Here is a 25,792-nt window from a genome sequence, read left to right as displayed (position 1 = left end):
TGACCGTCGACACAGAGCACGGCGATAGGATCGGCCCGTGTCGTATCGGTGGCTGTCGTGGTTCTCCCCCTCCCGACGCCCCACGACGTCGGAGCACCGGGCGAGTGTGGAATTGATGCGTCAGATCCACGCCCTGGGAGCCGACCTTCGTGACGGGTTGCACGGCCGCGGCGTCGGCGCGGCCGCCCGACGCCTGCGCCGCCTCCTGTCCGTGGACGGGGTCCTCCTGGCCGACCTCGACGGACCCGTCACCTCGAACGGGACACGGCCGGACGCGGCCGAGATCGACGGCGTCCTCGCCCAGGTCTTCGAATACGGCGGTGGCGTACGCGCCCGTACGGCCGACGGCTCCTCGATGTGCGCCGTGCCGCTCCACGTCGCCGACGAGCTCGCCGGCGCCCTGGTGGCGATCGGCGATCCCGTCGACGCCGACGTCGAGGCCGCCGCCGCCCTGGTGTCGGACAACCTGGACCACGCGGCGCTGCGACGGGCGCGGGCCCGGATCGCCGCCGCCGACCTGCGCACCCTGCGCGCCCAGATCTCCCCGCACTTCGTGCACAACGCCCTCGCCGTGATCGCGGCCCTGGTCCGCACCGATCCGGACCGGTCCCGCCGGCTGCTCTCGGACTTCGCCGACTACCTGCGGTACGGCTTCTCCGACAAGGGCGACTACGCGACGGTCGCCGACGAACTGGAGGCCACCCAGACCTACCTCGAACTCCAGCGGGCCCGTTTCCACGACCGGCTGGACATCACCGTACGGATGGCCCCGGAGGTGCTGCCCGTGGCCGTCCCCTTCCTGGTGGTGCAGCCGATCGTGGAGAACGCGATCCGGCACGGACTGGAGCGCAAGGAGGGGCGCGGGCACATCAGCGTGTCCGGTTTCGGCGAGGGGCCCCTGTGCGTGATCGAGATCGAGGACGACGGGGTGGGGATGCACCCCGAGCTCGCGCGGGCCCTGCTCGCCGGGACCGGGCCGGAGTCGCGCGGCGTCGGTCTGGCCAACGTCGACCAGCGCCTGCGGGCGGTCTACGGACCGGAGTACGGTCTGGTGATCGAGACCGCGCTGGGAGAAGGGACGAAGGTGACCGTGCGCGTACCGAGATTCGCCCCCGGAGTGGTGGTCGGATGAGACCCGAACTCCGTGTCCTGGTGGTGGAGGACGAGTCCTCGACCCGCCAGGAGATGGCGGCCCTACTGGAGGACATGCCCGAGGTGTCGGAGGTCCTGGTGGCCCCCAACGGGGCCACCGCGGTGCGTCTGCTGGGCACGCGGACCATCGACGCCGCCTTCCTCGACATCCTCATGCCCGGGCTGGACGGCATGGACGTGGCCCGGGTCCTGACCGTCATGTCGGACCCACCGTCGATCGTGTTCGTGACCGCCTCGGAGGCGCACGCCGTGGAGGCCTTCGGGATCGGGGCGGTGGACTACCTGCTCAAGCCGATCCGACCCGAGCGGCTGGCCGAGGCGGTGGGACGGATCGCCCAGTTGCGCAACCCGAGCGGACATTCCTCCCCCGCCGAGGACCTGCACGTGGTGCAGATCGACACCGGCCGGCGCACCGTGTTCGTCAAACGCGACGACGTGCAGTTCGTGGAGGCCCAGGGCGACTACGTGCGGCTGCACACCGCCGACGGCACCCACCTGATCCGGTTGTCGCTGTCGTACCTGGAGGAGGTGTGGGCCGCGGCCGGGTTCGTCCGGGTCCACCGCGGTTTCCTCATCGCCATCCCCTGGGTCCGGGACCTGCGCGTGACCTCCTCCTCCGGGCTGGTCGCCGGGACCCCCGCCGGGGACGTCCCCGTGAGTCGCAGGCACGGACGACATCTGCGTTCCCGCCTGCTGGAGGCGGCCAAGCGGGACCAGCTCGGCCGTTCGGCGACCGCGCGCCCGTCGGGGACGGCCAAGGAGCAGCCGTGAGCCCGCGCCGGGAGAAGCTCACGAGCCCACAGACGAGGATCGCCCTGGCCCGGGGCAACCGACCGGTCCAGCACCTGCAACCGGTGCCCGGACCGGTGGACACCCTGGCGGCGCGCACCCTCTTCAAGGCCCAGCGCCGCGCCGCGATACGCACGGTGGTGGCGTTGGGGACCCTGTTGTTCGGGTTGAGCGGGGCCTTCGCCCTGTTCCCGGCTCTCGGCGAGCTCAGGTGGTCGGGGGTCCCGGTCTCCTGGGTGTTGTTGACGGTGGCGATCTATCCGGCCCTGCTCGCCCTGGCCCTGTGGCACGTGCGATCGGCCGAGGGCCTGGAGCGCCGGGCCGAGGAGGAGAAGGGCGACGTCCGGCCGGACGAGGCCCCCTCGTACGGGGCGTGCGAGGCCGGGGACACCGAGGCCGTCCCATGACCGCGGCGGTACCGGCCATCGGTCTGGTGCTCGTCACGAGTCTGATCATCGGGGTCTACGGGGTGCGGGCCGCCCGGTCCACGTCGGACTTCCTGGTGGCCTCCCGTCGGGTGTCCCCCAACTGGAACGCCCTGGCGATCGCGGGCGAGTACCTGTCGGCCGCCTCCGTGCTGGGGTTGGCGGGGCTGCTGCTCAAGAACGGCCTGGGCACCATGTGGTACGCGGTGGGGTTCACCGCCGGCTACGTCGCCGTGGTCGCGCTGGTGGCGGGTCCGATGCGACGTTCGGGCGCCTTCACGGTCCCGGATTTCGCCGAGTACCGTCTGGGCGCGCCCCGACTGCGCAAGCTGTGCGGCTGCGTGGTCCTGGTGATCATGCTGTTGTACCTGGTGCCCCAGTTCAAGGGCGCGGGCGTGGTGCTGAGCCTGGTCAGCGACACCCCCTACTGGGTGGGCGTGGTGCTGGCGGGGCTGGTGGTGAGCGGATCCATCGCGGCGGGCGGCATGCGCTCGGCCACCTACGTGCAGGCCTTCCACTACGTCGTCAAGCTGATCTTCCTCGCCGTCCCCGCGATCTACCTGGTGGTCCAGGCCGGGGCCGACACCAGGGCCGAGGCCCTGCACCCGAAGTGGGGCACCCACTTCCCCGCCGACACCCGGGTCGAGTTCTCCGTCCCCACCGACTTCACCCTCGACGAGCCGGTCACCGTCGTCACGGCCGACGGCGGGGAGCTGGAGCTGTCCGCGGGGGCGCACACGGTCGTGCCGGGCACCGAATACGTCTTCCCCGAGGGCGCCGGGATCCCCCACCCGGAGGGGCTTCCGGAACTGGGCGGGGAACAGTGGAGCACCCCGTTGTTGAGCGTGGGCGGCCGACCGCTGTTCGAGACCTGGTCGACCCTGCTGGCCATCACCCTGGGCTGCATGGGCCTTCCACACGTGATCATGCGCTTCCACACCAGCCCGACCGCGCGCACCGCCCGCCGCGTCGCGGTCGGCGTGATCGCCCTGCTGGGGTTGTTCTACCTCTTCCCCGCCGTGTACGGACTGCTCGGCCGGGTGCTCACCCCCCAACTGGTGATGCTCCAGGGCACCGACACCGTGGCGGTGGTCCTGCCCGCCCAGGCCGCCCCGGGCGCGGTGGGCACCCTCCTGACCGCGCTGGTCGCCGCGGGCGCCTTCGGGGCGTTCCTGTCGACCTCCTCCGGGCTGTTGCTGGCCCTGGCCGGAGGGCTCTCGCACGACCTCTTCCAGGGCAGCGTGCCCCGGCTACGGCTGGCGGTGGTGATCGGCGCCTGTGTCTCGGTGCTCCTGGCGCTGCCCGCCCGGACCATCGACATCAACGTCCTGGTGGTGTGGGCGTTCACCGTGGCCGCGTCGACCTTCTGCCCCCTCTTGGTGCTGGGCATCTGGTGGCGTCGTCTGACCCTGCCGGGGGCCGCCGCCGGCCTGATCGTGGGCGGGGTGACCGCCACGGGCGCGGTCGGCTGGTCGATCCTGTTCTCCACCCCGCCCGGATGGGTCACGGTGCTGCTGGCCCAGCCCGCCGCCTGGACCATCCCCCTGGCGTTCCTCACGATGGTGGTGGTCTCCCTGCGCACCCGCCCTCCGGAGTGGGCCGAGCACGCGGTACTACGCCTGCACTCTCCCTAGGCCCGGCCCCCGATTCCGCCTTGGGGGAGCGTCCCCACCCCGTAGCATCACCGTGTGAACAGACCGCAGCACGAGGAGTCACCGACCCTCTCCTCTCCCCCCGCCTCGCACCGGAACCGCCTCCCGAGGAAACGGACCTCCACCACCCGCCGTCGCGTCTCGGCCCTCGTCTGCCTGGCGGCGGGCGCGCTCGCGATCACGTCCGGCCCCGTGTCGGCCTTCGTCGAGCGGGCCGTTCCCCCCGCGCGGGCCGTCTCGTCGGAGGCGGACCCCGACACCGGCGCCTCCCAGGTGGACGTGAACCCCTCCGGGACCCAGGTGGAGACCCCGAACGCGTACGTCGACATCCAGCCCGGTCCGCACGTCGTGGTGTGCGCCAACGGCACCCACGTGGTCATCCACACGGGACGAGCGCCGATGTGCACGCCACCGCCTCCGCCTCCCCCGCCTCCGGAGCCGCCCGCCCCGGAGGAGCCGCCCCGGGAGGAGCCCGTGCCGGAGGAACCGGCGCCGCCGCCCGGCTCGGAGGCGCCCCGTGTGTCCCCCGGCGAGCCGGAGGAGCCCGAGGCGGACGAGCCCGGCCCGGAGGCCTCGGAGGCGCCACCCGAGTCGGCCCCGCCCTCCGAAGAGGACCCGTTCGAGACCCCGGTGGAGGAGCCCGAAGCGCCCGCGGACCTTCCGCCCCCGGTCCAGGAGGCGCTCCTTCCGGACACCGGTACGTCCGCTTCGGCCGAGTCCTCCGAGGCGTTCACCCCGATGCGCACGATGGTCGTCGTCGCGATCGTCGCCGTGGGCGCGGCCGTCGGCGGCGGTCGCGCCGTGGCGGCCGGCGCGGTCGGATGACGAAGGGCCCGTCCCGCCGTGGCACGGCGGGACGGGCCCGGGTCACGCGGCGACGATCACGGTCGCTCCAAGGTCAGGTCGGCGCGATCGAACCCCTCCACGGCGTCCTCGATCGCCCCCGAATCATTGGCCAGGACCCCGTTGTAGGGGTTGCCCATGAACAGCAGCAGCACGACCGTTCCGAACAGGAACGCCAGGTTCACCCCGGCCCAGAAGTAGGCGGTCCTGGTCCCCTTCTGGATCATGGCGAACGGCAGTACCGCGATGACCACGGCCGACAGCACGGTGATGGCCATCAGGGCCACGGGGATCCCGTCCTCGGCCGCGTCGGCGCGCTGGGCGCGCGCGTCGCTGAGCTTGGTGAGCTCCTGGCGGGCGGTCAACCGGTCCAACCCGTCGCCGGTGTCGGAGACCGAGAGGGTCCGCACCGAGGCGGACAGCATGGCGAGGTCGTCGTCGCCACCGGGGCTCAGCTCCCCGCTCGACTCCATCAGCGGCCAGTCGTCCTCCACCACCGTCGACAGGTAGGCGCGCAGGTGACCGCGGACGGCCTCGCCCTCCTCGCCGGGGAACGCGGTGCTGCTCCAGTACAGGGCCTGGGCCGCGCCGGCCTCGGCGATCATGTCGTCCTCGGCCGACTTGTAGTCCTCCCATCCGATGACCACGGCCATGGCCGCGGCCACGAGGTACAGGGACAGGACGCAGGGCGCGATGACGACGCCCACGGCACCACCGGAGAGGTCTCCGGAGATCCGGTGGCGCCGGGCGACCAGCACGGCACCACCGACCATGGCTACCAGGACGGCGATGACGACGAACGACGTGAGCATGAGGGTTTCCCGGGGGTTCTCGGCAGAGGACGGACCATCCTTAGCACGCCGTACGGCACCGCCCGGGTGGAAAAGGGGAAAGCGTCATCGGGCCGTGCCCACGCTCGGACCTGCGGTTTCCCCCATGTCATGATCTGCCCGGACACATCACCCGATGCCCCGGGGGAGCGCCGAGCACCGGCCGGACACACGAACGGGGCGCGGACACCGTGCGGTGTCCGCGCCCCGTGGTCGGTCGGCCCCGTGCGCGGAAGCGGGGCCGATCATGGAGGCGCTACTTCTCCAGACGGTCGAGCAGCGCGTGGTACTCGTCCCACAGCTCGGCGGGAAGGTGGTCGCCGAAGGTCTTGAAGAACTCGGGGACCAGGGCGGCCTCCTGCTTCCAGATCTCACGGTCGACGTCGAGGACGAAGCGCATGTCCTCGTCCGAGATGTCCAGACCCTCGGTGTCGATGGCGTCGGCGGTCGGAACGTACCCGATGGGGGTCTCCACGGCGGAGGCCTTGCCCTCGAGGCGCTCGATGATCCACTTGATGACGCGGCTGTTCTCACCGAAGCCGGGCCACACGATCCGACCGTCGGTGTCCTTCTTGAACCAGTTGACGTAGAAGATCTTCGGCAGTTCGGTCTCGTCGGCGCTCTGGCCCAGCTTCACCCAGTGGGCGAAGTAGTCGCCCATGTTGTAGCCGCAGAACGGCAGCATCGCGAAGGGGTCGCGGCGCAGCTCGCCGACGGAACCCTCCTGGGCGGCGGTCTTCTCGGAGGAGACGTTGGCGCCCATGTAGACGCCGTGCTGCCAGCTGAAGGACTCGTTGACCAGCGGGACCGCGGTGGCGCGACGGCCGCCGAAGAGGATGGCCGAGATCGGCACGCCCGCCGGGTCCTCCCACTCGTCGGCGATGGTCGGAGCCTGACCGGCCGGGGTGGTGAAGCGGGAGTTCGGGTGCGCGGCGGGCTCACCGGACTCGGGGGTCCAGGGGCGGCCCTTCCAGTCGGTGAGACCGGCCGGGGCCTCCTCGGTGAGGCCCTCCCACCAAACGTCGCCGTCCTCGGTCAGCGCGACGTTGGTGAAGATGCTGTTGCCCCACAGCGTCTCGATCGCGTTGGCGTTGGTCTTCTCGCCGGTGCCGGGGGCGACGCCGAAGAAGCCGGCCTCCGGGTTGATGGCGCGCAGACGGCCCTCGGAGTCGAAGCGCATCCAGGCGATGTCGTCGCCGACGGTCTCGACCTTCCAGCCGGGGATGGTCGGCTGGAGCATGGCCAGGTTGGTCTTGCCGCAGGCGCTCGGGAAGGCGGCGGCGACGTAGTGCGAGGCGCCCTCGGGCGAGGTGACCTTGAGGATCAGCATGTGCTCGGCGAGCCAGCCCTCGTCGCGGGCCATGACCGAGGCGATGCGCAGCGCGTAGCACTTCTTGCCCAGCAGGGCGTTGCCGCCGTAGCCGGAGCCGTAGGACCAGATCTCACGGGTCTCGGGGAAGTGCGAGATGTACTTGGTGGAGTTGCAGGGCCAGGCGACGTCCTCCTGGCCGGGCTCCAGCGGGGCGCCGACGGAGTGGACGGCCTTGACGAAGTCGCCGCGCTCCTCGATCAGACGCAGGGCGGCCTCGCCCATGCGGGCCATGATGCGCATGGAGACGACGACGTAGGGGGAGTCGGTGATCTCGACGCCGAGCTGGGAGATGTCGCCGCCGAGGGGGCCCATGCAGAACGGCACCACGTACATGGTGCGGCCGCGCATCGAGCCCTTGAAGACCTCGCCGAAGGTGGCGCGCATCTCGTCGGGGGCGATCCAGTTGTTGGTGGGACCCGCGTCCTCTTCACGCTCGGAGCAGATGAAGGTGCGGTCCTCGACACGGGCGACGTCCGTCGGGTCGGACGTGCAGTAGAAGCTGTTGGGGCGCTTCTCCGGGTTGAGGCGGGTGAACGTGCCCTGCTCGACGAGCAGGTCCGTCAGTCGCGTCCACTCCTCCTCGGACCCGTCACACCACACGACCTCGTCCGGCCTGGTGAGCTCGGCGACCTCGCGAACCCAGGCGACGAGCTCCTCGTTCTTGGTCGGGACTACGCCCAGATCGATACCCACGTCAGCGGTCACAACGACTCCTCTTCGAATTACGAGATCCCTCGCATCATGAACGACGAGTGGCAACACTGACCAATTGGTCTAGGCCAGTGGTCTAAACTTGGGTCGCGAAAACCCCCGATCCCACTGCACAGCAGGCGATTCGGTCACGCGAGTCCGTGCACCGAAGCAGGGACGAACGCTCCCCTCTCGATGCTGATCGGAGGCGGTTTCCCCCACCACACGGGGAAAACGCCCGGTCGACACCGACACTCGGTGCTGTTCGTCACATACCCGATCTCACCCGCCGGCATCGCGAATAGACCTGTGCGACGGCCCCGGCGCGACACCCTGCGACGTCGCGCCCGGCCCCCTGACCGCGAACGACGCCGGGGACGGGCTCAGCGCAATATGGCGACCGGACCCCGCGCCCCGTGCAGGACGGCGTGGCTCACCGACCCCAGGAGCAGGCCGCGGAACCCGCCACGCCCCCGGGAGCCCACCACGATCAGATCCGCCGGAGTGGCCTCCTCCAGCAGGGCGACCACCGGATGGGCCCGCACCACGCGCGTGCTCACCCGGACGTTCGGCCGGAGCAGGCTCGGCTCCGCGAGTTCCTCTTCCAAGGCCTGGCGCGCCGCCTCGGCCGCGGTGGCGTCGTCGAACAACTCGGGCGGGATCGGCCCGGTCGCCGCGGCGAAGGCCACCAGCGGCTGCCAGGCGCTGACCGCCACCAGCTCGGTGTCGGCGAACTCCGCCTGGGCGAACGCGAACTCCAACGCCCGACGGCCGGGTTCGGACCCGTCCACACCCACGATGACCCGGCTGCGCACCCCGTAGGCGGCGGCGTGGTCCCGGGGCAGCACGATCACGGGGACCGGGGCGCGGGCCGCGAGCTCGATCCCCACCGACCCCACGAACGCGGCGGCGATCCCGCTCAGCCCTCGCGAACCCACCACGACCGCGGCCACCCCGGGTTCGGAGGCGGCCGAGACCAGGGCACGGGCCGGACGGTCGAACGACAATCGGGTCCGCACGGCCAGTTCGGGGAAGAGCCGCGAGACCCAGTCCTGGGCGTGGTCGAGCAACCGCCCGGCCCCGGCCCCCTCGTCCCCGCCCTCGGGCGGTTCCGTCTCGGGCCATACCTCGAACCCGTCGGTCGTCAACGGGCGCGCCGCGGCCACGATCAGCACCCCCAGACCGCGGAGCGAGGCCTGGTGGGCCGACCACTCCAGCGCGTGTCTGCTGGAATCGCTGCCGTCCACCCCCACGACCATCCATCGTGTCGTGGATGCGCCGTTCATCCCATGCGCCCTTCCGTCGGTCGTCGATGGCCTTCTCCGGTTCCGGCCCGACCGGTGTTCCCGTGATGTTCCACGATGATGCCGCTCGAACACGCACCCGTGGGTAACGGTGCCGCCGCGAGTCGGGTGACGTAGGGTCCCAGAACGGCCGGTGTCCGCACGGGGATGGAACCGTACGGGTGTTTCGAAGCGTCCGAGAGGTATAGAAGAGTCATCGGCGGATTGGGGACGCGATGCCTTACTCGAACACCAGCACCCTGCACTGGGACTACCGGGACGGGCGAGTGGCCGCGGTCATGGCCGCCCTCGTCTACAGCCTGTGGACACTGGAGATCGTCTTCGTCGGGAGCCCGGACTCCACGAGCGGGGCGCTCGCCGATCCCGATTCCTCCTTCGGCCGTTTCCTGGACAGCGCGCATCGGACCGCCGCGATCCTGGTGATGCTCGCCGCGGGCCTGGGCCTGACCCTGGGGGCCACGCGCCCCCGCCGACTCCTGACGATCGCCTGGTGGTCGATGGCCGTGTTCGGCGCGGCCTCGCTGGCCGCCTCCCTGCTGCCCGGACGGTGCGTGGTCTCCACGGACGCGGCGTGCGCCGTGGAGACCCTGGTCGAGGGGGTCGACGGCGCGACGGCCGTCCAGCCCCCGATCGCCGTGATCTCCATCCTCGCGGCGCTGGTGTCGGCGATCGCGCTCACCCTGGACCGGCGTCGGGCCGGGGAGCGCGCCTGGCCGGTCCTGGCGCTGATCACCGCTGCGCAGGCCGTGGCGGTGGTGGTCGTGCTGGTACTCGCGTCCCTGCTGTACGCCTCGGCCGGAGACGGTTCCCCCGGCGTCGCGCTCGGTCTCGCCGAACGTCTCCACCTGGTGACGGTCGCCCTGTGGCTGTTGGCGGTGGGCCTGGTGCCCGGACAGTGGAAGCGGACCCGCCGGGCCCGCCGGATCCCCGAACGCGCGGCCTAGACCGGTCACGCGGGGCGCCGCTCCGGCCGCTCCGGGGCCCCCTCTCTACCGACGACGAACCCCAGCCACTCGGTGTAGGCCTCCAGGGCCGCCCGGGTGCCGGGGGCGTCGGTCCCCAGCGCCCGTACGCACCCGTGGTACAGCTCGCCGAGCTCCTCGAGCGCGGTGGGCTCGTCCTCGTCCATGGTGATGAGCAGCGCCCGGAACATCACCGTCAGCCCGTGGTCGGGCCCCAGCGACCGGGCGAACTCCTCGTACAGCCCGTCGAGGCGCCCTCGGTCGGGCTCCCCCGACGACTCCTCCGCGGTGGCCAGCCGCAACCGGACCACCAGGGTGTTGGGGTGGGTCGGCCCCAACAGCCTCTCCCATTCACGGAGCAGCTCCCGTTGGACGTCGAGCGCGGCGGGATCGCCCCGGCCCTCCATGACCTGCGAGCGGACGAACAGGGTCGCGTAGTGGCGGTCGCCGTGACGGCGACTCAGCCTCGGCAGGAGCGCCTCCGCCTCGTCGAGGGCCTCCCCCGCGTCGCCGGTGGTGACGCGCGAGGCCACCAGGAGGAAGCCGGCCTCCAGCACGTGTTCGTGATCCTCCCCCACCACCCGCTCCAGGTCGGGGAGGATCGCGGTCAGCTCCGCCCCGGTCGTCTCGGTCTCCCCGAGGAGGAAGAGCAGACGCGCGCGGCCGAACCGGGTGAGCAGGGTGATCCGGTGATCCGCGGGCAGAAGACGGGCCAGGTCGGTGAGCAGTTCCTCGTAGTCCCGTTCGGCGCGCAACGGGTCGCCCGAGGAGACACGGTGGTGGGCGAGCGTCCGACGGGTGTTGAGGACCTCGCGCTCATCGGGACCCTGGGTCATCAGCCGGGCCCGGAGCAGCCCCTCACAGGCCCGGACGGCGCCCGCCGGGTCGTGGGCCGCCTCATAGGAACGCACCAGCCGCGACCGAGCGGCCAGGGTGTCGGGGTGGCCCGCGCCCCGCACCCGTTCGTAGGCGGCCACCTCGTCCTCGCCGCACCGGGCCGCCCCGACCGGGTCCCCCGCCGCCAGACGCCACCGCACGAGCTCGGTCCGGGTCTCCAACACCTCGGGGTGGTTGGGTCCCAGGGCCCGACGTCGCCGGTCGAGCAGGTCGTCGTAGGCCTCCGCCGTCGCCTCGGGGCGGTCGGTCTTCCCCGTCCACCAGGCGAAGCGCTCACGGGCGGCGAGCGTCCCCGGGTCGTCGGCGCCGCGCGCCTGCTCGAGCAGGCGGGCCAGTCGCTCGTAGCTGTCCGCGGCCAGGTCGACGAGATCGGACTCGCCCCACAGGCGGGCGATCTCCGCGCGCAACGCCAGCATGTGCGGGTGCAGGGGGCCGATGTCCTCCGACAGCTCCCCCACCAGACCGCTGAGGTCGATGGCGGCGCCCACCGGGTCGTCCTTGCGTTCCATACACAACGCCATGTGGACACGGACCGTCAGCGCCTCGGGGTGGCCGGCCCCCACCCGTTCCACCACCTCCCGGTGCAGGTCGCGCAGATCCTCGACGGCCCGTTCGGGATCGATGGTCCCCACGCCCTCCATCGCCCGCCACAGTCGCCGGTCCAGCCCCGGGTCCCCCGTACCGGAGGGCCTCCTGAGATCGTCGAGGACCACGCCCCTCATACCGTTCCCCCTTCTCGCGTGTCCGTCGCACCCGGTCCGACGTGGAAAACCGCTGTGAGGTTTCATACGATTCTCCGGCGAGCGCGCCGGACCCCCCGAAAGAGGCCAGACGCGTCCGGGGGATCGGTCAGACGAGCTGCTCCGGGAGGGGGCGGGCGTGGACCACGTGCAGGGAACCGACCGCGCGGGTGAGCACCACGTACAGCCGGTTGGCCCCGCGTTCCTCGGCCTCGACGATCTCGGCGGGTTCGGAGACCACCACCGCGTCGAACTCCAGACCCTTGGCCAGGCTCGCGGGGACGGCGACCAGACGGGCGCCGTCCAGACCGACCTCGCCGATCGGGGGTGCCTCCACCCCCTCCGCCGCCAAGGCCTCGCACAGCGCGGGGAGTCGGTCGTCGGCGGCGATCAGCCCCACCGAGCCGTCGCCTTCGAGCGCCTCACGACAGGCCCGGGCCAGGTCGGCGGTCCGCTCCTCCTCGGTGGTCGGTACGACCCGCAACGAGCCGGGAGAGCGGCGCACCGCGACGGGGGCGCCGAGGCCCGGGGCGATGGTCGGCAGCAGCCCGGCAGCGAAGTCGATGATCTGAGCGGGGACCCGGTAGCCCCGGTCCAGGACGTGCAGGTGTCCATCGGGCCTGCCCAGGTGCTCCAGCAGGGTCGACCAGTGACGCGCCGCCGACGGGTCGGTCCCCTGGGCGATGTCGCCCAGCACCGTGAACGAACCGGAACCACCGCGCCGGCCGACCGCCCGGCACCGCATCGGGCTCAGGTCCTGTGCCTCGTCCACGACCACGTGCCCCATACCGGAGGGCCGTTCGATCAGTGAGGCGGCCTCGTCCACCAGGGTCAGGTCCTCCTCCGACCATCGGGCGGACTTGGGCCCCCGGGGTTTGCCCGGCAGCAGTAGAGCGGCCTGTTCCTCGGGGGCGAGCAGCCCCTCGGCCGCCCGGGCCAGCCGTTCGGGGTCGGTGAGCAGACCGAAGACCATCCTGAGCGGGTCGACCTTGGGCCACAGGGCGGTGACCGCCGCACGCACCGCCGGATCCCGACGGACCCTGGTGTGGGTGCGGTCGTCGCAGACCTCCCCCTCGGCCTCCATCAGGGTGAGGAGTACGTGCGCCATGCGGTGCGAGAGCAGTTCGCGGCCGGAACCGTAGGAGATCCCTCGTTCGGCCAGTTCGGTGAGGAGCGGGCGCACGTCCTCGGGGTAGAGGCGCCATCGGCGCGCTCCCCTGCGGACCACGATCGTCTCCTCCGGTGAGCGCAGGTGGGACCACAGGTCGCGACGGAGGATCTCGGCCATCACCGCCGAACCCTTGATCCGCGCCGCGCTCGGGGTCTCCGTGCGTCCGACCCACCCCTTGGCGGGACGGGAGCGTTCGGGAAGATCCCGGGTGATGAGCTCCAGGACGGTGGTCTGGTGGACGTCCACCTCGCCCAGGGCGGGGAGCACGTCGCGGATGTAGGAGAGGAAGGAGCGGTTGGGTCCGATGATCGCCACCCCGGAACGGGACAGGCGCGCGCGTTCGGTGTAGAGCAGGTACGCGATGCGGTGCAGGCCCACGGCGGTCTTACCGGTGCCCGGAGCGCCCTGGACGCACAGTGTGGTCTCCAGCGGGGCGCGGACCAGGTCGTCCTGCTCGGGCTGGATGGTGGCGACGATGTCGCGCATGGGACCGGTGCGGGGGCGTTCGATCTCCGCGTCGAGGAGAGTTCCGCCGACGCCGACGCCGTCGCCCTGCCCTCCCCCGAGGAGGTCCTCGTCCTCGAAGGCGGTCAGGTGGCTCTCGGGCTCTCCGTCGGGGCCGGTCGTGGTGGTGAAGCCGTAGCGACGCCGGGAACGCGTGAGCATCCGGTCGGCGGGGGTGGCCCGGTAGTAGGCGATGCTGATCGGCGCCCGCCAGTCCAGGACCATGGGGCGGCCCTCGGGGTCGTGCACGTGGCGACGGCCGATGTGGATCCGGTCGTACTCCTCGTCCGGCCTCACGTCCTCCTCCAGGAAGACGGTGCCCTGGTCGAAGTCCAGGCGACCGAAGTACAGGGGCGCGTCGGGGATGTCGGACAGCGCGGCGAGGCGGCGTTCCCGACCGCGGCGCAGGGCGGCGTCGGTGACCTTGTCCTTGACGACGTCGCCGAAGAGCAGCTCGGTGGCGTCGACCTCCTCGCGCATACGGCGAAGGGCGGCTCGCGCGGCGGCCAGATGACGGCGTTCGGCGACGAGTTCGGGGTTTTCGGGCGCGATCGTGGGATCGGTGGCGGTCATGAAGGACCTCGGATGTCGGCGGGACAGGACGCGGCTTCGCGCGTACGCGCGGTCCCGCCCCGGTCGCCGTGAAGGCCCGGTTCGTTCCGATCCATGAGCGCGTACAAGACCCCGTGGGGTGACGAGGCCGAAGGAGGAAGCCTACCCGAACGGGCGGGGGTCGCCCGTTTCGTCGCCTTCGTCACCCTCTGGTCAGGTCTTGCGCAGACGGACCCGGCTGACCCGGTGGTCCTCCCCCTTGAACAGGACCAGTGTGGCCCGGCCCCGGGTGGGTCGGATGTTCTCCACGAGGTTGACCTCGTTGATGGTGCGCCAGGTGTCGGAGGCGAACCCCAGCGCCTCCTCCTCGCCGATCGTCGTGGCCATGTGGTGGAAGTAGGAGCGGGGGTCGGAGAAGGCGGTGCGGCGGAGTTCGAGGAAGCGGTCCAGGTACCAGTTGCGGACGTTCTCGACCTTGGCGTCGACGTAGATGGAGTAGTCGAAGAAGTCGGCGACGGCCAGGCGTCCGGCGGTCGCGGGCTGGAGGACGTTGATGCCCTCGACGATGAGGATGTCGGGGCGGTGCACGGTCTGACGCTCGTCGGGGACGATGTCGTAGTGCAGGTGGGAGTAGACGGGGATGTCCATCCGGTCGGCGCCGGCCTTCATCTCCGAGACGAAGCGGACCAGGGCCCGCCGGTCGTAGCTCTCGGGGAAGCCCTTGCGGCGCATGAGGCCGCGCGACTTCAGGACCGCGTTGGGGTACAGGAAGTTGTCGGTGCTGACCAGCTCGACGTCGGGGTGGTTGGGCCACTGGGCGAGCAGTGAGCGCAGGAGCCGGGCCGTGGTCGACTTGCCCACGGCGACACTGCCCGCGACCCCGATGATGAACGGGGAGGGCCGCCCGGTCTCCCCGAGGAAGGCGCGCACGGCGGCGTGTCGCTGTTGGGTGGCGCCCACGTAGAGGTTGAGCAGCCGTGACAGCGGCAGGTAGATGTCCCTCACCTCCTCCAGGGAGGTGGGGTCCTTGGTCCCGCGAAGCTCGTTGAGGTCGGCTTCGGTGAGGGATAGGGGCGTGGAGGCGCGGAGCGCGGCCCAGGCTGTGCGGTCCAACTCCACGTAGGGCGAGGAGAAGCCGTTCTTCGTCGCGTGAGACACGGTTGACCACCCTAGACGAGCCGCCCTCCCACTCCGGGCGGACGGTCCCCCATTTTCCCGACTGAAGCCGGAACGTGCCCGAAACCACATGTTCGTCCGCATGTCGGCGAAGGTTTTTTCGCCCGCGCCGAGCCGGGTAGAACCGGTTCCACTCGTGGTCTCGACCAGCGGCCCCACCTGCGTGGTCTACCCCCCATACACCAAATGGTCTATACCGTTACCTGGGAAAACAAGCAGTGGTATGACACGCTGGTTGGTCGATTCGCCCACCCTTTTCGCTTACGCTGTCGGCCATGTGCGGAATCGTTGGCTACGTCGGGCCGCAACCGGCGCTCGAGGTCGTCGTGGACGGCCTGGCAAGGTTGGAGTACCGCGGATATGACTCCGCGGGTGTGGCCGTCCTGGGCGACGGTGCCCTGAGCACCGAGAAGAGGGCGGGCAAGCTCGCCAACCTTCGGAAGGCCTTGGAAGAGAACCCCGTGACCGGCGAGGGCGCCGGCATCGGGCATACCCGTTGGGCCACCCACGGTGCCCCCAACGACGTGAACGCCCATCCTCACGTCGACAACGGCAACCGTGTGGCGATCGTCCACAACGGCATCATCGAGAACTTCGCCGCCCTCCGGCAGGAGCTGGAGGAGGAAGGCTGCAAGTTCCTCTCCGACACCGACACCGAGGTCGCCTCGCACCTGCTCTCCGTGGAGCTGGGACGCCGGGGCGACGGTGACCTGGCCGGCGCCATGCGCGATGTGTGCAAGCGTCTGGAGGGCGCCTTCACCCTGGTCGCCGTCTCCACCGACGACCCCGACCTGGTGGTCGCCGCCCGCCGCAACTCGCCGCTGGTCGTCGGCCGAGGCCAGGGTGAGAACTTCCTGGCCAGCGACGTCGCCGCGTTCATCGCCCACACCCGTGACGCCATCGAACTGGGCCAGGACCAGGTCGTGGAGCTGCGCGCCGACTCCGTGGTCGTCACCGACTACGACGGCACGCCCGTCGAGGTGAACGAGTACCACGTCGACTGGGACGCCTCCGCCGCCGAGAAGGGCGGCTACGACTACTTCATGCTCAAGGAGATCGTCGAGCAGCCGCGCGCGGTCGCCGACACCCTCCTGGGCCGCGTCTCGACCGACGGCCGGCTCACCCTCGACGAGATGCGTCTGACCCCGGAGGAGCTGCGCACGGTCGAGAAGATCGTCATCATCGCGTGCGGCACCTCCTACCACGCGGGCCTGATCGCCAAGTACGCGATCGAGCACTGGTGCCGGGTCCCGTGCGAGGTGGAGGTCGCCAGCGAGTTCCGCTACCGCGACCCGATCCTGGACCAGCAGACCCTGGTCATCGCGATCTCCCAGTCCGGCGAGAGCATGGACACCCTGATGGCGGTCCGCTACGCCCGGGAGCAGCGCGCCAAGGTCCTGTCCATCTGCAACGTCAACGGGTCGACCATCCCGCGCGAGTCCGACGGTGTGCTGTACACGCACGCCGGCCCGGAGGTCGGGGTGGCCGCCACCAAGACGTTCCTCACCCAGCTCGCCGCCTGCTACCTCGTCGGCCTCTACCTGGCCCAGGTCCGCGGGCTGAAGTTCGGCGACGAGATCAACGCCGTCATCGCCCAGCTCGCCACCATGCCCGAGCAGATCGAGAAGGTCCTGGACACGGTCGAGCCCGTCCGTGAGCTGGCCCGTTCCCTCGCCGACGCGAGCACGGTGCTCTTCCTCGGCCGCCACGTGGGCCACCCGGTCGCCATGGAGGGCGCGCTCAAGCTCAAGGAGCTGGCGTACATGCACGCCGAGGCGTTCGCGGCCGGCGAGCTCAAGCACGGTCCGATCGCGCTGATCGAGGACGACCTCCCGGTCGTCGTCGTGGTCCCCTCCCCGAAGGGGCGCGGGGTGCTGCACGACAAGATCGTGTCGAACATCCAGGAGGTGCGCGCCCGCGGCGCCCGCACCATCGTGATCGCGGAGGAGGGCGACGAGGCGGTGCGTCCGTACTCCGACGTGCTCATCGAGATCCCGGCGGTGCCGACCCTGCTCCAGCCGATCGTCGCGACGATCCCGATGCAGGTGTTCGCCTGTGAACTGGCCCTGGCCAAGGGCAACGACGTGGACCAGCCGCGCAACCTCGCCAAGAGCGTGACCGTGGAGTAGGGCTCACGTCCTCGAGGGGCGGGGCGTGTCGGGCGGTACTCCGCCGGGCGCGCCCCGTCGTCGTTCGGCCCCTCTCGGGGGGCCGTTCAGGACAGCGCGTGGGTGACGTGCGTGGCCCGGGCGGCCTCGGCGTCGGGGTGGGTCGGTAGGAGGTCGTTGAGGTCGAGGACGTCCAGGATCCGACGGAGCTGCCCGGGAGGTCCGGCCACGAGGAGGTGACGACCCAGGCCGGTGGCCAGACGCGTCGCCCCGACCAGGGCATTGACCCCGGAGGCGTCGATGAACCCGACCTCGGACAGGTCGACGACCGTACAGCTCTCCAGGACCGCCTCACGCAGACGGACGTAGGCGTCCTCGGCCGTGGCGATGTCGATCTCGCCCTCCAAGCGCACGACGGCGAGACCATCGCACGGGAAGCGCTCCCGGTCCGAGTCCAGTACGGCCACGCCTTACTCCCGCTGTTCGGGGTCTGTGGGGATCCTCTGTCGCTGTCGGGCAAATACCGACATGCACCGACAGCCTACTCGGGTCGAAGGCCCGAGCCGTGGATCCCCGCCCCCGAGCGCGCTCCGTTCCCTGGGGAGGGGTGTTCCCGGTCAGCGTGGTTCGGAACCGCAGATCGCCCAGACGACCTTGCCCTGTCCCGCGACGGTGCTCCAACCCCATTCTCGACTGAACGCGGCGACCAGGCCGAGCCCTCGTCCGGATTCGGCGAACCGGTCCGTCGGCGCCTGGGCGGGCCCTCGGGTCTCGGGGTCGGAGACCATGCAAACGACGGCGTCGATGGAGGGGAGCGGACGGAGCTGGAGGAGGACGCGTGTACGTGAGGGAATTCGACCGGTGACCGCGTGGCGGCAGGCGTTGCCGACGAGTTCGGAGACGATGAGGCCGAGGTCGTCGGCGGCCGCGGGCATCCCCCATTCGGCCAGGCAGGCGACCGCGAAGCGACGGGCCCGGCTCACCGAGGTCGGGACCGCGGCGTAGGCGTGACCGGCCATGCCGACCCCGAGGGTGCCCTCGTCGATCCGCAGGTTCCCGAGTGAGGGATCCCACCAACCTCCCGGGACCGCCTTGGAGGCCTCCGCCGGGGAGGGGGGGTCCCAGGATGCCCCGGCGGCCGGTTCCAGGGGCATCAGCTCTACGTTCATCACTGTCCTCACGGGTGATGTCGGTTCACGCGTCCACCGCCTCCGTGCCCCTGCGTGCCTTACAGACGTAAGACACAGATGCACGTGCAGCTCAACGTTCGGCAACCCTATAGGACGAACTCCCCCCATCGGTAGGGGGCGACTCGAAGAATTCACCTCCGTTACCGGAGATGCGAAGAAGGGGACCTTGGACCTTCGGTGAAACGGGTCCGAGTACCGTTCGAGAGGGAACTCCGTAGGTATACTGAGCCGCCGCTCACGCCAATACCGCTCTAGGGAGGCGAAGTGGTAGCCGATCCGATACAGAACCACCAGGTCACACAGGATTTTCTGGCCAATTCCAGTGGTGGCCCGACCGTTCTGCGCATTCTGCTGGGCACCCAGCTCAGGCGGTTGCGCCAGGAGAAGGGTATTTCCCGGCACGACGCCGGTTACGCGATCCGCGCCTCCCACGCCAAGATCAGTCGAATGGAGTTGGGCCAGGTCAGTTTCAAACATCGCGATGTCGATGACCTGCTGAAACTCTATGGAGTGGATGATCGCGAACAGCGAGAGGCACTTCTCGGGCTGATCTCCAGCGCCAATGCCCAGGGCTGGTGGCACCAGTACGGCGACGTACTGCCCCACTGGTTCGGGGTCTACGTCGGCCTGGAGGAGGCCGCCTCGATGATCCGCACCTACGAGGTGCAGTTCGTCCCCGGCCTGCTCCAGAGCGAGGACTACGCGCGCGCCGTCATACGGCTCTCCCGCACGGCCACCTCCGACGAGGACGTCGACAGTCGAGTGCACATGCGCATGCATCGCCAGCGCCGCCTGACGATCGAGAACGACGCCGAGAACACCGCCCCTCGGCTGTGGGCCGTGATCGACGAGGCGGTCCTGCACCGCCCCTACGGGAACGCCCGGGTGATGCGCGGCCAGATCGAGCACCTCATCGAGATGTCCCGCCGCCCCAACGTCACGATCCAGATCGCCACCTTCGCCATGGGCGGCCACCCGGCGGCCGGCGGCCCCTTCAGCATCCTGCGCTTCCCCACACCGCAGCTCCCCGACGTGGTCTATCTGGAGCAGTTGAACAGCGCGCTGTACTTCGACAAGTTCGACGACACCAGCGGCTACGCGCAGACCATGGACCACCTCGCCACCCAGGCCCCGCGCCCCTCCGACACCCAGGGCATCCTCGAGCGCTTCCTGGAGCTCCACCGGGACTGATCCTCCCGACACCGCGATCCCCACGGCCCCGGCTCCGACCGGGGCCTTTCGTCGCACAGAGGCCGACACCTTCTGTGATCGATCGATCACCCTGGGCCCTGGACATCGACTTTCACCGTGTCCACCTTTGGCCACGAGTGGAGAACGATCCGAGAACACCCGGCCATTCTCGCAACACGAAAACCCGCGATGACCTGGCCTTTCACCCTGTCTCCCCTTATGGGGTGCACATGAGTTTTTACTGATGCAATCACGGATGCACGTGCATGAGCTACGCTGTGGGCTCGGAAGGAGACAGAGGACCACCCTGGAAGAAGCGGACCGATTCTCGGACGAGACGTCCGGCCATGGTGGCCCGGCCCTGACGGGCACGGCGTGCTGGAGCCATCGTGGACACCCGCTCACCAGTCCCCCGAAGTTCCAGGAGGTTGAGGATGCACCCGATCTACAACGGCGTTCCCGCCGACCGGCTGCAGGTCACATGGACCAAGAGCAGTTGGAGCAACCCGGACGGGAACTGCGTCGAGATCGCCACCCTCCCCGACGGGGACATCGCGGTCCGCAACTCCCGCGACCCCGAGGGCCCCGCGCTCGTCTACACCTCCGCCGAGATAGAGGCCTTCGTACGAGGGGCCAAGACGGGCGACTTCGACGCCCTCCTGGGCTGACCTCGTACGAACCACAGACCACAACGGAAAAAACGTGTGTGCGCCGCCGGCCGCGCGGTCCACTCCCGTCCTGCGACGGCCACCTTCCGTCCACGGCGCTCACACGCAACGGGGCCCGGCACCAACCAGGTGCCGGGCCCCGTCTGTTCTCCATGGCCCGCGCCCAAGGGGCGGCGCGGGAACGGCCCCGGCCGCCGTAAGGGGCGGCGGACGGGACCTCGGACCCCGCCTACAGGCGAGTGGGGTCCACCAGGCCGTTGTCTCCGACCGGGGCGTTCTCCCACGGGAAGTGGGTGGCGCCCAGGGCCGGCTGAAGGTCGAACAGCCAGGCCGCCTTCTCGTCGTACTTGGCGAAGAAGGGCTTACCCACCAGCTCCGGGTCGCGCGCCTGGATGAAGTGGAGGACGAAGACCTTCTCTCCCGCGATCTCCGTCACGCCGTCCACGCACACCTTGCCCGGGGTCGCCGACATCGACGGGCCTCGGACGGTCCGGGCCAGGCCCGAGACCTTCTGGTAGGCACCGCGGAAGATGTCGTAGGCCTCGGCCAGCGGCACCGCGAAGTAGTCCTGCGGGCCGGTGTCGCGCTCCACGAACATGTAGTAGGGCACCATGCCGTGACGCAGGTGCGTGCGCCACATGCTCTCCCAGGTCGCCGAGTCGTCGTTGATCGTACGGATCAGCGGCGCCTGGGTGCGGATGACGGCGCCCGTGGCGCGGATCCGACGCACGGCCTCCTGCACGAGCTCCGGACGCATCTCGTTCGGGTGCGAGAAGTGGGCCATGAACGCGAGGTTCTTGCCCGACGCCACGACCTTCTCGAACAGACGGAGCGTGTCCTCCGCGTCCGGGTCGGTCGTGAAGCGCTGCGGCCAGTAGGCCAGCGCCTTGGTCCCGATACGGATGGCCTCGAGGTGCTCGATCTCCAGCAGCGGCTCGATGTAGCGGGAGATGACCCCCTCGCCCATGATCATCGGGTCGCCACCGGTGAACAGGACACTGGTGACCTCGGGGTGCGAACGCACGTACTCGACCATCTGGTCGATCTCGCCCGACGCGAACTTCAGGTCGGCGTCGCCGACGAACTGCGCCCAGCGGAAGCAGTAGGTGCAGTACGCGTGACACGTCTGCCCCTGCTTCGGGAAGAAGAGCACCGTCTCCTTGTACTTGTGCTGGATCCCCGGGATGGGCTCCTCGTTGCCCAGCGTGGGCACGTTGAGGTCCATCTGGCCCGCGGGGTGCGGGTTCAGCTTGGCGCGCACCTGGTTGGCGGCCTCGTTGAGCTCCTTGCGCCCGGCGCCGGAGGTCAGCAGGTCGGCGATCCTGGAGACGTCCTCGTGGGGCAGCATGTCCGCCTGCGGGAAGACCAGGCGGTAGATCGGGTCGTCCGGAGCGGCGTCCCAGTCGATGAGCTCGTCGATGACGTAGCTGTTGACGCGGAACGGCAGCACATGCGCCACCGCCTTGACCGCGAGCCGCTCATCGGCGGGGAGCCCGGCTCGCGCCGTGAACTCGTCGAGGTGTTTCGTCGTGTAGGCACGAAACCGACGTCCGGCGGACGGGCCCTGTGCCACGTCTGGCGTAACGCTCACGCCTCTCCTCTCCTGCGGTAGACAGGGACCCTCCGGAGAAGGAGGGCAGCCCTGATCCGGGGACGCCGGCATACGGGTACCGGGCCACCCGGGGATGGAAATTCGGTTATGTCCTGTGCACGGAGTAGTCCGAACACCGGAACCAGCGAGCGGATATACCCCGACTAGGGGATTTGTACCCATCTCACGCAAAGTCCAGCTCTGACCTGGACATACTGGAAGTATCCTCGCATGAGTGTACGAACGCGCCACACACGGACGTGACGAGGGCGACGCGATAACGTGGCGACACCCCACTCGAAGGCACCCTGGAAAGGGAGCGCGCGGCCCGTGCCCACGCCCCCTCCGAGCCGCGTGAACGGGTGTCCCGTCACCTTCCCCGGACCACCGATCCACCCTGTGAGAAAGCGACCGAGATGAGTGGCACATCCGACCCGGACCTCCCCGCTCCGCTCACGTCGTCGCCGATCATCGCGGTGGACGCCATGGGCGGCGACAACGCGCCCGACGAGATCGTGCGGGGGGCCGTGACCGCCGTCCGCGAACACGGCCTGAAGGTCCTGCTGGTGGGCAGACGCACCGAGATCGCCGCCCTGCTCGCCGAGGAGGGCGCCCTGCGCGACGTCCCGGTGGTGCACGCCGAGGACGAGCTCGCGATGCACGAGGGGGCCCTGGCGAGCTGGAGACGCCCTCGTTCCAGCGCCGCGGTCGCCTGTCGTCTCATCCGACGCGGCGACGCCGACGCCCTGGTCTCGGCCGGGTCCACCGGGGGCATCGTGGCCACCTCGACGGTGCGCCTGCGGACCCTTCCCGGCGTACTGCGCCCCGCCCTCGCGGTGACCCTTCCCACCCTCCCCACCCCCACGATCCTGGTGGACGCCGGCGCCAACGCCGACGCCAAACCGGAGATGCTCGTCCAGTTCGCCCACCTGGGCTGCGCCTACGCGCGGACCGCTTTCGGGATCGACGCCCCCCGTGTGGGCGTGCTGACCATCGGCTCGGAACCCGGCAAGGGCAACAAGCTGATCCGACGCACCGTCGAACTGCTCTCCGCCGCCGCCGAGGGGCCGGAGGGCATGGACTTCCGGGGCAACGTCGAGGGACACGACCTGCTCGCCGGACGCGTGGACGTGGTGGTGACCGACGGGCACACCGGCAACGTGGCGCTCAAGACCGTCGAGGGCACCGCCGAGTTCACCCTGAACGCCGTGAAGGAGGCGCTGACCTCCTCCCCCCTGGCAAAGGCGGGGACGGTCCTCCAGCGCGGCGCCCTGCGCAGGATGCGCGACCGCTTCGACAGCGAGACCTACGGCGGGGCCGCCCTGCTGGGCCTGAACGGCACGGTGGTGATCGCCCACGGGGACAGCCACCCCACCGGTATCGCCCAGGCCTGCCGGCTCGCCCACGACCTGGCGCGGGGCCGGGTCGACGAACAGGTCCGCCGGCGTGTGCAGCACCGCGCCCCGAACTGGCTCCACCGCCGCGGCCAGTCGGAGTGACCACCGACCGTTCCGGCCCGCCTCAGCCCTCGAAGGCCCTCACGTAGGCCTCCTGCTCGGGGGTCTCCACGGCCGCCGCCGAGTAGTGTTCGCGCACGTAGGCGACCGCCTCCTCCGCGGGCACTCCGTCGAGGACGGCCAGGTGGGCCAGCGCCGTACCGGTACGCCCCCTCCCGCCCAGGCAGGCCACCTCGACGCGCTCCGTGCCCGCCCGCTCCAGGGCCTCCCGGAACCGGGCCGCGGCATCACGATCGTCGAAGGGCAGTCCGAAGTCCTCCCAGCGCACCCACCGGGACACCCAGGGGACCGCCGGCGGCTCCTGGTCCAGTAGATACAGCGCGAATCCCGGACGCGGCCCCTCGGGGAGCGGGAGGGCCAACGCCCGACCTCGCACCAGCCGCCCCGAGGGCAACGTCATCACCCCGGGGGCGTCCGGATCCCAGTGCTCCTCCATGGACTCTCCCTTCCTCGGCCCTCCCCTGTTCCGGGGCGGGGGATCGCGACCTCCATCCCTCGTGGAGTCCGCATCGTGTCCTCCCTCATATCAGTAGGGACAGGTGTTGCCGGTCGGTAGGCTTAGAGGTATGGCCGACCCGCAGGAAGTACTCTCGCGACGGGTCCAGTCCGCCCTCGGCGCCGCCTTCGGCCCCGAGTTCGCCGACACCGACCCCGTCATCCGCCCGTCCCAGTTCGCCGACTATCAGGCGAACGCGGCACTCGCGCTCGCCAAGCGCCTGGGCCGTAAGCCCCGCGAGGTCTCCGCGGCGATCATGGAACATCTGGACGTGTCCGACGTCTGCCGTGACGTCGAGGTCAGCGGTCCGGGTTTCATCAACCTGACGCTCCGCGAGGACTGGATCGCCGAGCAGGCCGGTCGCCTCCTCACCGACGACCGTCTCGGCGTGCCCGAGCAGGAGCGCCTGAACATCCCGATCGACTACTCCGCGCCCAACGTGGCCAAGGAGATGCACGTCGGTCACCTGCGCACCACCGTGGTCGGCGACTCCCTCGCCCGCACCCTGGAGTTCCTGGGCCACAACGTCGTCCGGCAGAACCACATCGGTGACTGGGGCACCCCCTTCGGCATGCTCATCGAGCACCTGTTGGAGGTCGGCGAGGCCTCCGACGAGGCCGACCTGCTCACCACCGACCCCAACGCCTTCTACCAGGCGGCCCGCAACAAGTTCGACGCCTCGGGCGAGGGCCAGGACGACTTCGCCGCCCGTGCCCGGCGCCGGGTGGTCGCCCTCCAGGGCGGCGACGAGGAGACGCTGCGTCTGTGGCGCAAGCTCGTGGGTCTGTCCAAGGTCTACTTCAACCGGGTCTACACGAAGCTGGGCGTGACCCTCACCGACGAGGACCTCGCCGGTGAGAGCGGCTACAACGCCATGCTCGCCGACGTGTGCGACGAGTTGGAGAGCAAGGGCATCGCCGAGATCAGCGACGGCGCCCTGTGCGTGTTCCTCGACGGCTTCACCGGCCGTGAGGACAAGCCGGTGCCGCTGATCATCCGCAAGAGCGACGGCGGCTACGGCTACGCGACCACGGACCTGGCCACCGTCCGCTATCGGGTGGACGACCTCAAGGCCGACCGCATCCTGTACGTGGTGGGCGCCCCGCAGGCCATGCACTTCAAGATGGTCTGGGCCACGGCCCGCAAGGCCGGCTGGCTGCCCGAGAGCGTGGAGACCACGCACGTGCAGATCGGCAACGTGCTCGGGAGCGACGGCAAGATCCTGCGTACCCGCAGCGGCGCCCCGGTCCGGCTCATGCAGCTCTTGGAGGAGGCGGTCGAGCGGGCCGCCGCGGTGGTCGCCGAGAACCGTCCCGACCTGGACGCCGAGAGCCGGGCGGAGATCGCCCGCAAGGTCGGCATCGGCGCGGTGAAGTACGCGGACCTGTCGGTCTCGCACGACACCGAGTACGTGTTCGACTTCGACCGGATGCTGGCGCTGACCGGCAACACCGGCCCCTACCTTCAGTACGCCCAGGCCCGGATCCGCTCCATCTTCCGTAAGGGAGAGGTGGACCCGGCCCGGATCGAGGGTCCGATCACGGTCTCCGAGCGCGCCGAGCGCGACCTGGCCCTCAAGCTGCTGGGCTTCGGCGCCGTGGTGGAGCAGGTCGGCGACCTCCTCCAGCCGCACCGCCTGTCCACGTACCTGTTCGAGCTGGCGCAGACGCTCACCGCGTTCTACGAGCACTGCCCGGTGCTGACCGCCGAGACCGACGCCGAGCGGGAGTCGCGGCTGGCCCTGGTCGCCGTGGCCCTGCGGGTGCTGGTCCGGGGTCTGGACCTGCTCGGTGTGGAGGCCCCCGAGTACATGTGACCGAGGTCACCATTGGAAGGGTCGGGGCGTTCGCTCCGGCCCTTCCGGCCGTCCGGAGAGGCTCCGGAGGGTGTTCGAGGCGAGTCGAATGTCTCGCGAACGACCGGTCGGAACCAGATCGACCGGTGGGACATCGCACCTAAGGTATGTGGACGA

The 25,792-nt window shown here is 70.3% G+C and carries 21 protein-coding genes; 11 read left to right on the top strand and 10 right to left on the bottom strand.

Features of this window, described 5'->3' with window-relative positions; translation table 11 throughout:
• The first annotated feature begins 115 nt into the window (after nt 1-115).
• Genes U9J66_RS09705 through U9J66_RS09685 form a run of 5 tightly spaced genes read left to right on the top strand, consistent with a single transcriptional unit; the run spans nt 116 to nt 4,843 of the window.
• On the top strand, nt 116-1,132 hold the full coding sequence (locus tag U9J66_RS09705) for a sensor histidine kinase (protein ID WP_041561726.1): 1,017 nt from the start codon (nt 116-118) through the stop codon (nt 1,130-1,132).
• Nucleotides 1,129-1,923 (top strand): LytR/AlgR family response regulator transcription factor, encoded by a 795-nt coding sequence (locus tag U9J66_RS09700; RefSeq protein ID WP_161110683.1) that lies wholly within the window; start codon nt 1,129-1,131, stop codon nt 1,921-1,923. Before U9J66_RS09705 ends, U9J66_RS09700 begins: the two co-directional genes overlap by 4 nt.
• Nucleotides 1,920-2,348, top strand: coding sequence for a hypothetical protein (locus U9J66_RS09695; RefSeq protein WP_326337543.1), 429 nt, complete (start codon nt 1,920-1,922; stop codon nt 2,346-2,348). Before U9J66_RS09700 ends, U9J66_RS09695 begins: the two co-directional genes overlap by 4 nt.
• On the top strand, nt 2,345-4,000 hold the full coding sequence (locus U9J66_RS09690; protein ID WP_326337542.1) for a sodium/solute symporter: 1,656 nt from the start codon (nt 2,345-2,347) through the stop codon (nt 3,998-4,000). Before U9J66_RS09695 ends, U9J66_RS09690 begins: the two co-directional genes overlap by 4 nt.
• A gap of 54 nt (nt 4,001-4,054) precedes the next feature.
• Entirely contained in the window at nt 4,055-4,843 is a 789-nt protein-coding gene (locus tag U9J66_RS09685; protein ID WP_326337541.1) for a hypothetical protein, read from the top strand.
• 56 nt (nt 4,844-4,899) lie between these two features.
• On the opposite strand, the gene U9J66_RS09680 is transcribed toward U9J66_RS09685, so the two are convergent.
• The 3 genes from U9J66_RS09680 to U9J66_RS09670 form a co-directional block, all read right to left on the bottom strand.
• On the bottom strand, nt 4,900-5,673 hold the full coding sequence (locus U9J66_RS09680) for a bestrophin-like domain (protein WP_014911828.1): 774 nt from the start codon (nt 5,671-5,673) through the stop codon (nt 4,900-4,902).
• Nucleotides 5,674-5,947: 274 nt separating this feature from the next.
• On the bottom strand, nt 5,948-7,744 hold the full coding sequence (locus tag U9J66_RS09675) for a phosphoenolpyruvate carboxykinase (GTP) (RefSeq protein WP_202422749.1): 1,797 nt from the start codon (nt 7,742-7,744) through the stop codon (nt 5,948-5,950).
• Nucleotides 7,745-8,136: 392 nt separating this feature from the next.
• A complete protein-coding gene (locus U9J66_RS09670; RefSeq protein WP_014909643.1) occupies nt 8,137-9,039 on the bottom strand; it encodes a universal stress protein in 903 nt (300 codons plus the stop codon).
• Nucleotides 9,040-9,272: 233 nt separating this feature from the next.
• Here U9J66_RS09670 and U9J66_RS09665 point away from each other — a divergent pair, with 233 nt between their 5' ends.
• A complete protein-coding gene (locus U9J66_RS09665; protein ID WP_017533275.1) occupies nt 9,273-10,001 on the top strand; it encodes a DUF998 domain-containing protein in 729 nt (242 codons plus the stop codon).
• Between the two features lie 5 nt (nt 10,002-10,006).
• On the opposite strand, the gene U9J66_RS09660 is transcribed toward U9J66_RS09665, so the two are convergent.
• The 3 genes from U9J66_RS09660 to coaA form a co-directional block, all read right to left on the bottom strand.
• Nucleotides 10,007-11,638: a tetratricopeptide repeat protein gene (locus U9J66_RS09660; RefSeq protein WP_326337540.1), complete on the bottom strand. Its 1,632-nt coding sequence runs from the start codon at nt 11,636-11,638 to the stop codon at nt 10,007-10,009.
• A 127-nt stretch (nt 11,639-11,765) separates the two neighbouring features.
• The gene (locus U9J66_RS09655; RefSeq protein WP_326337539.1) at nt 11,766-13,904 is read right to left on the bottom strand and encodes a HelD family protein; all 2,139 of its coding nucleotides are present in this window, start codon (nt 13,902-13,904) and stop codon (nt 11,766-11,768) included.
• 192 nt (nt 13,905-14,096) lie between these two features.
• A complete protein-coding gene (gene coaA, locus U9J66_RS09650) occupies nt 14,097-15,002 on the bottom strand; it encodes a type I pantothenate kinase (RefSeq protein WP_026124759.1) in 906 nt (301 codons plus the stop codon).
• Between the two features lie 332 nt (nt 15,003-15,334).
• Here coaA and glmS point away from each other — a divergent pair, with 332 nt between their 5' ends.
• Complete coding sequence (gene glmS / locus U9J66_RS09645; protein ID WP_081536471.1) at nt 15,335-17,188, top strand: glutamine--fructose-6-phosphate transaminase (isomerizing); 1,854 nt, start codon at nt 15,335-15,337, stop codon at nt 17,186-17,188.
• An 86-nt stretch (nt 17,189-17,274) separates the two neighbouring features.
• Here the strand turns inward: glmS and U9J66_RS09640 are convergent, their stop codons facing one another.
• Entirely contained in the window at nt 17,275-17,634 is a 360-nt protein-coding gene (locus tag U9J66_RS09640; RefSeq protein WP_014908948.1) for an STAS domain-containing protein, read from the bottom strand.
• 150 nt (nt 17,635-17,784) lie between these two features.
• Nucleotides 17,785-18,336, bottom strand: a complete 552-nt coding sequence (locus tag U9J66_RS09635) for an ATP-binding protein (RefSeq protein WP_017533271.1) — start codon at nt 18,334-18,336, stop codon at nt 17,785-17,787.
• A gap of 285 nt (nt 18,337-18,621) precedes the next feature.
• Between U9J66_RS09635 and U9J66_RS09630 the strand changes: the two genes are divergently transcribed.
• Both U9J66_RS09630 and U9J66_RS09625 read left to right on the top strand, forming a co-directional pair.
• Nucleotides 18,622-19,548, top strand: coding sequence for a helix-turn-helix domain-containing protein (locus tag U9J66_RS09630; RefSeq protein WP_014908428.1), 927 nt, complete (start codon nt 18,622-18,624; stop codon nt 19,546-19,548).
• Between the two features lie 434 nt (nt 19,549-19,982).
• A complete protein-coding gene (locus U9J66_RS09625; protein ID WP_014912955.1) occupies nt 19,983-20,216 on the top strand; it encodes a DUF397 domain-containing protein in 234 nt (77 codons plus the stop codon).
• 229 nt (nt 20,217-20,445) lie between these two features.
• Here U9J66_RS09625 and U9J66_RS09620 read toward each other — a convergent pair whose 3' ends face one another.
• Complete coding sequence (locus U9J66_RS09620) at nt 20,446-21,789, bottom strand: KamA family radical SAM protein (RefSeq protein ID WP_017533270.1); 1,344 nt, start codon at nt 21,787-21,789, stop codon at nt 20,446-20,448.
• 434 nt (nt 21,790-22,223) lie between these two features.
• Between U9J66_RS09620 and plsX the strand changes: the two genes are divergently transcribed.
• A complete protein-coding gene (plsX, locus tag U9J66_RS09615) occupies nt 22,224-23,306 on the top strand; it encodes a phosphate acyltransferase PlsX (RefSeq protein WP_017533269.1) in 1,083 nt (360 codons plus the stop codon).
• A gap of 22 nt (nt 23,307-23,328) precedes the next feature.
• Here the strand turns inward: plsX and U9J66_RS09610 are convergent, their stop codons facing one another.
• Complete coding sequence (locus U9J66_RS09610; RefSeq protein ID WP_326337538.1) at nt 23,329-23,760, bottom strand: protein-tyrosine phosphatase family protein; 432 nt, start codon at nt 23,758-23,760, stop codon at nt 23,329-23,331.
• Nucleotides 23,761-23,890: 130 nt separating this feature from the next.
• On the opposite strand from U9J66_RS09610, the gene argS reads away from it, so the two are divergent.
• Nucleotides 23,891-25,636, top strand: a complete 1,746-nt coding sequence (gene argS / locus U9J66_RS09605; RefSeq protein WP_014910098.1) for an arginine--tRNA ligase — start codon at nt 23,891-23,893, stop codon at nt 25,634-25,636.
• The last annotated feature ends 156 nt before the right edge of the window (nt 25,637-25,792 follow it).

This window comes from Nocardiopsis sp. LDBS1602 (genome assembly GCF_035818715.1).
GTDB lineage: Bacteria > Actinomycetota > Actinomycetes > Streptosporangiales > Streptosporangiaceae > Nocardiopsis > Nocardiopsis alba.
Note: the sequence above shows the minus strand (reverse complement) of the source record. Positions and strands in the feature narration are given on the sequence as shown.

What these genes read in the sequence shown, in the direction of transcription:
- U9J66_RS09705 (WP_041561726.1), top strand. Translation starts at nt 116, where the DNA reads ATGCGTCAGATCCACGCCCTGGGAGCCGACCTTCGTGACGGGTTGCAC.
- U9J66_RS09700 (WP_161110683.1), top strand. Translation starts at nt 1,129, where the DNA reads ATGAGACCCGAACTCCGTGTCCTGGTGGTGGAGGACGAGTCCTCGACC.
- U9J66_RS09690 (WP_326337542.1), top strand. Translation starts at nt 2,345, where the DNA reads ATGACCGCGGCGGTACCGGCCATCGGTCTGGTGCTCGTCACGAGTCTG.
- U9J66_RS09680 (WP_014911828.1), bottom strand. Translation starts at nt 5,673, where the DNA reads ATGCTCACGTCGTTCGTCGTCATCGCCGTCCTGGTAGCCATGGTCGGT.
- U9J66_RS09670 (WP_014909643.1), bottom strand. Translation starts at nt 9,039, where the DNA reads ATGAACGGCGCATCCACGACACGATGGATGGTCGTGGGGGTGGACGGC.
- U9J66_RS09665 (WP_017533275.1), top strand. Translation starts at nt 9,273, where the DNA reads ATGCCTTACTCGAACACCAGCACCCTGCACTGGGACTACCGGGACGGG.
- U9J66_RS09660 (WP_326337540.1), bottom strand. Translation starts at nt 11,638, where the DNA reads ATGAGGGGCGTGGTCCTCGACGATCTCAGGAGGCCCTCCGGTACGGGG.
- U9J66_RS09655 (WP_326337539.1), bottom strand. Translation starts at nt 13,904, where the DNA reads ATGACCGCCACCGATCCCACGATCGCGCCCGAAAACCCCGAACTCGTC.
- glmS (WP_081536471.1), top strand. Translation starts at nt 15,335, where the DNA reads ATGTGCGGAATCGTTGGCTACGTCGGGCCGCAACCGGCGCTCGAGGTC.
- U9J66_RS09635 (WP_017533271.1), bottom strand. Translation starts at nt 18,336, where the DNA reads ATGAACGTAGAGCTGATGCCCCTGGAACCGGCCGCCGGGGCATCCTGG.
- U9J66_RS09625 (WP_014912955.1), top strand. Translation starts at nt 19,983, where the DNA reads ATGCACCCGATCTACAACGGCGTTCCCGCCGACCGGCTGCAGGTCACA.
- plsX (WP_017533269.1), top strand. Translation starts at nt 22,224, where the DNA reads ATGAGTGGCACATCCGACCCGGACCTCCCCGCTCCGCTCACGTCGTCG.
- U9J66_RS09610 (WP_326337538.1), bottom strand. Translation starts at nt 23,760, where the DNA reads ATGGAGGAGCACTGGGATCCGGACGCCCCCGGGGTGATGACGTTGCCC.
- argS (WP_014910098.1), top strand. Translation starts at nt 23,891, where the DNA reads ATGGCCGACCCGCAGGAAGTACTCTCGCGACGGGTCCAGTCCGCCCTC.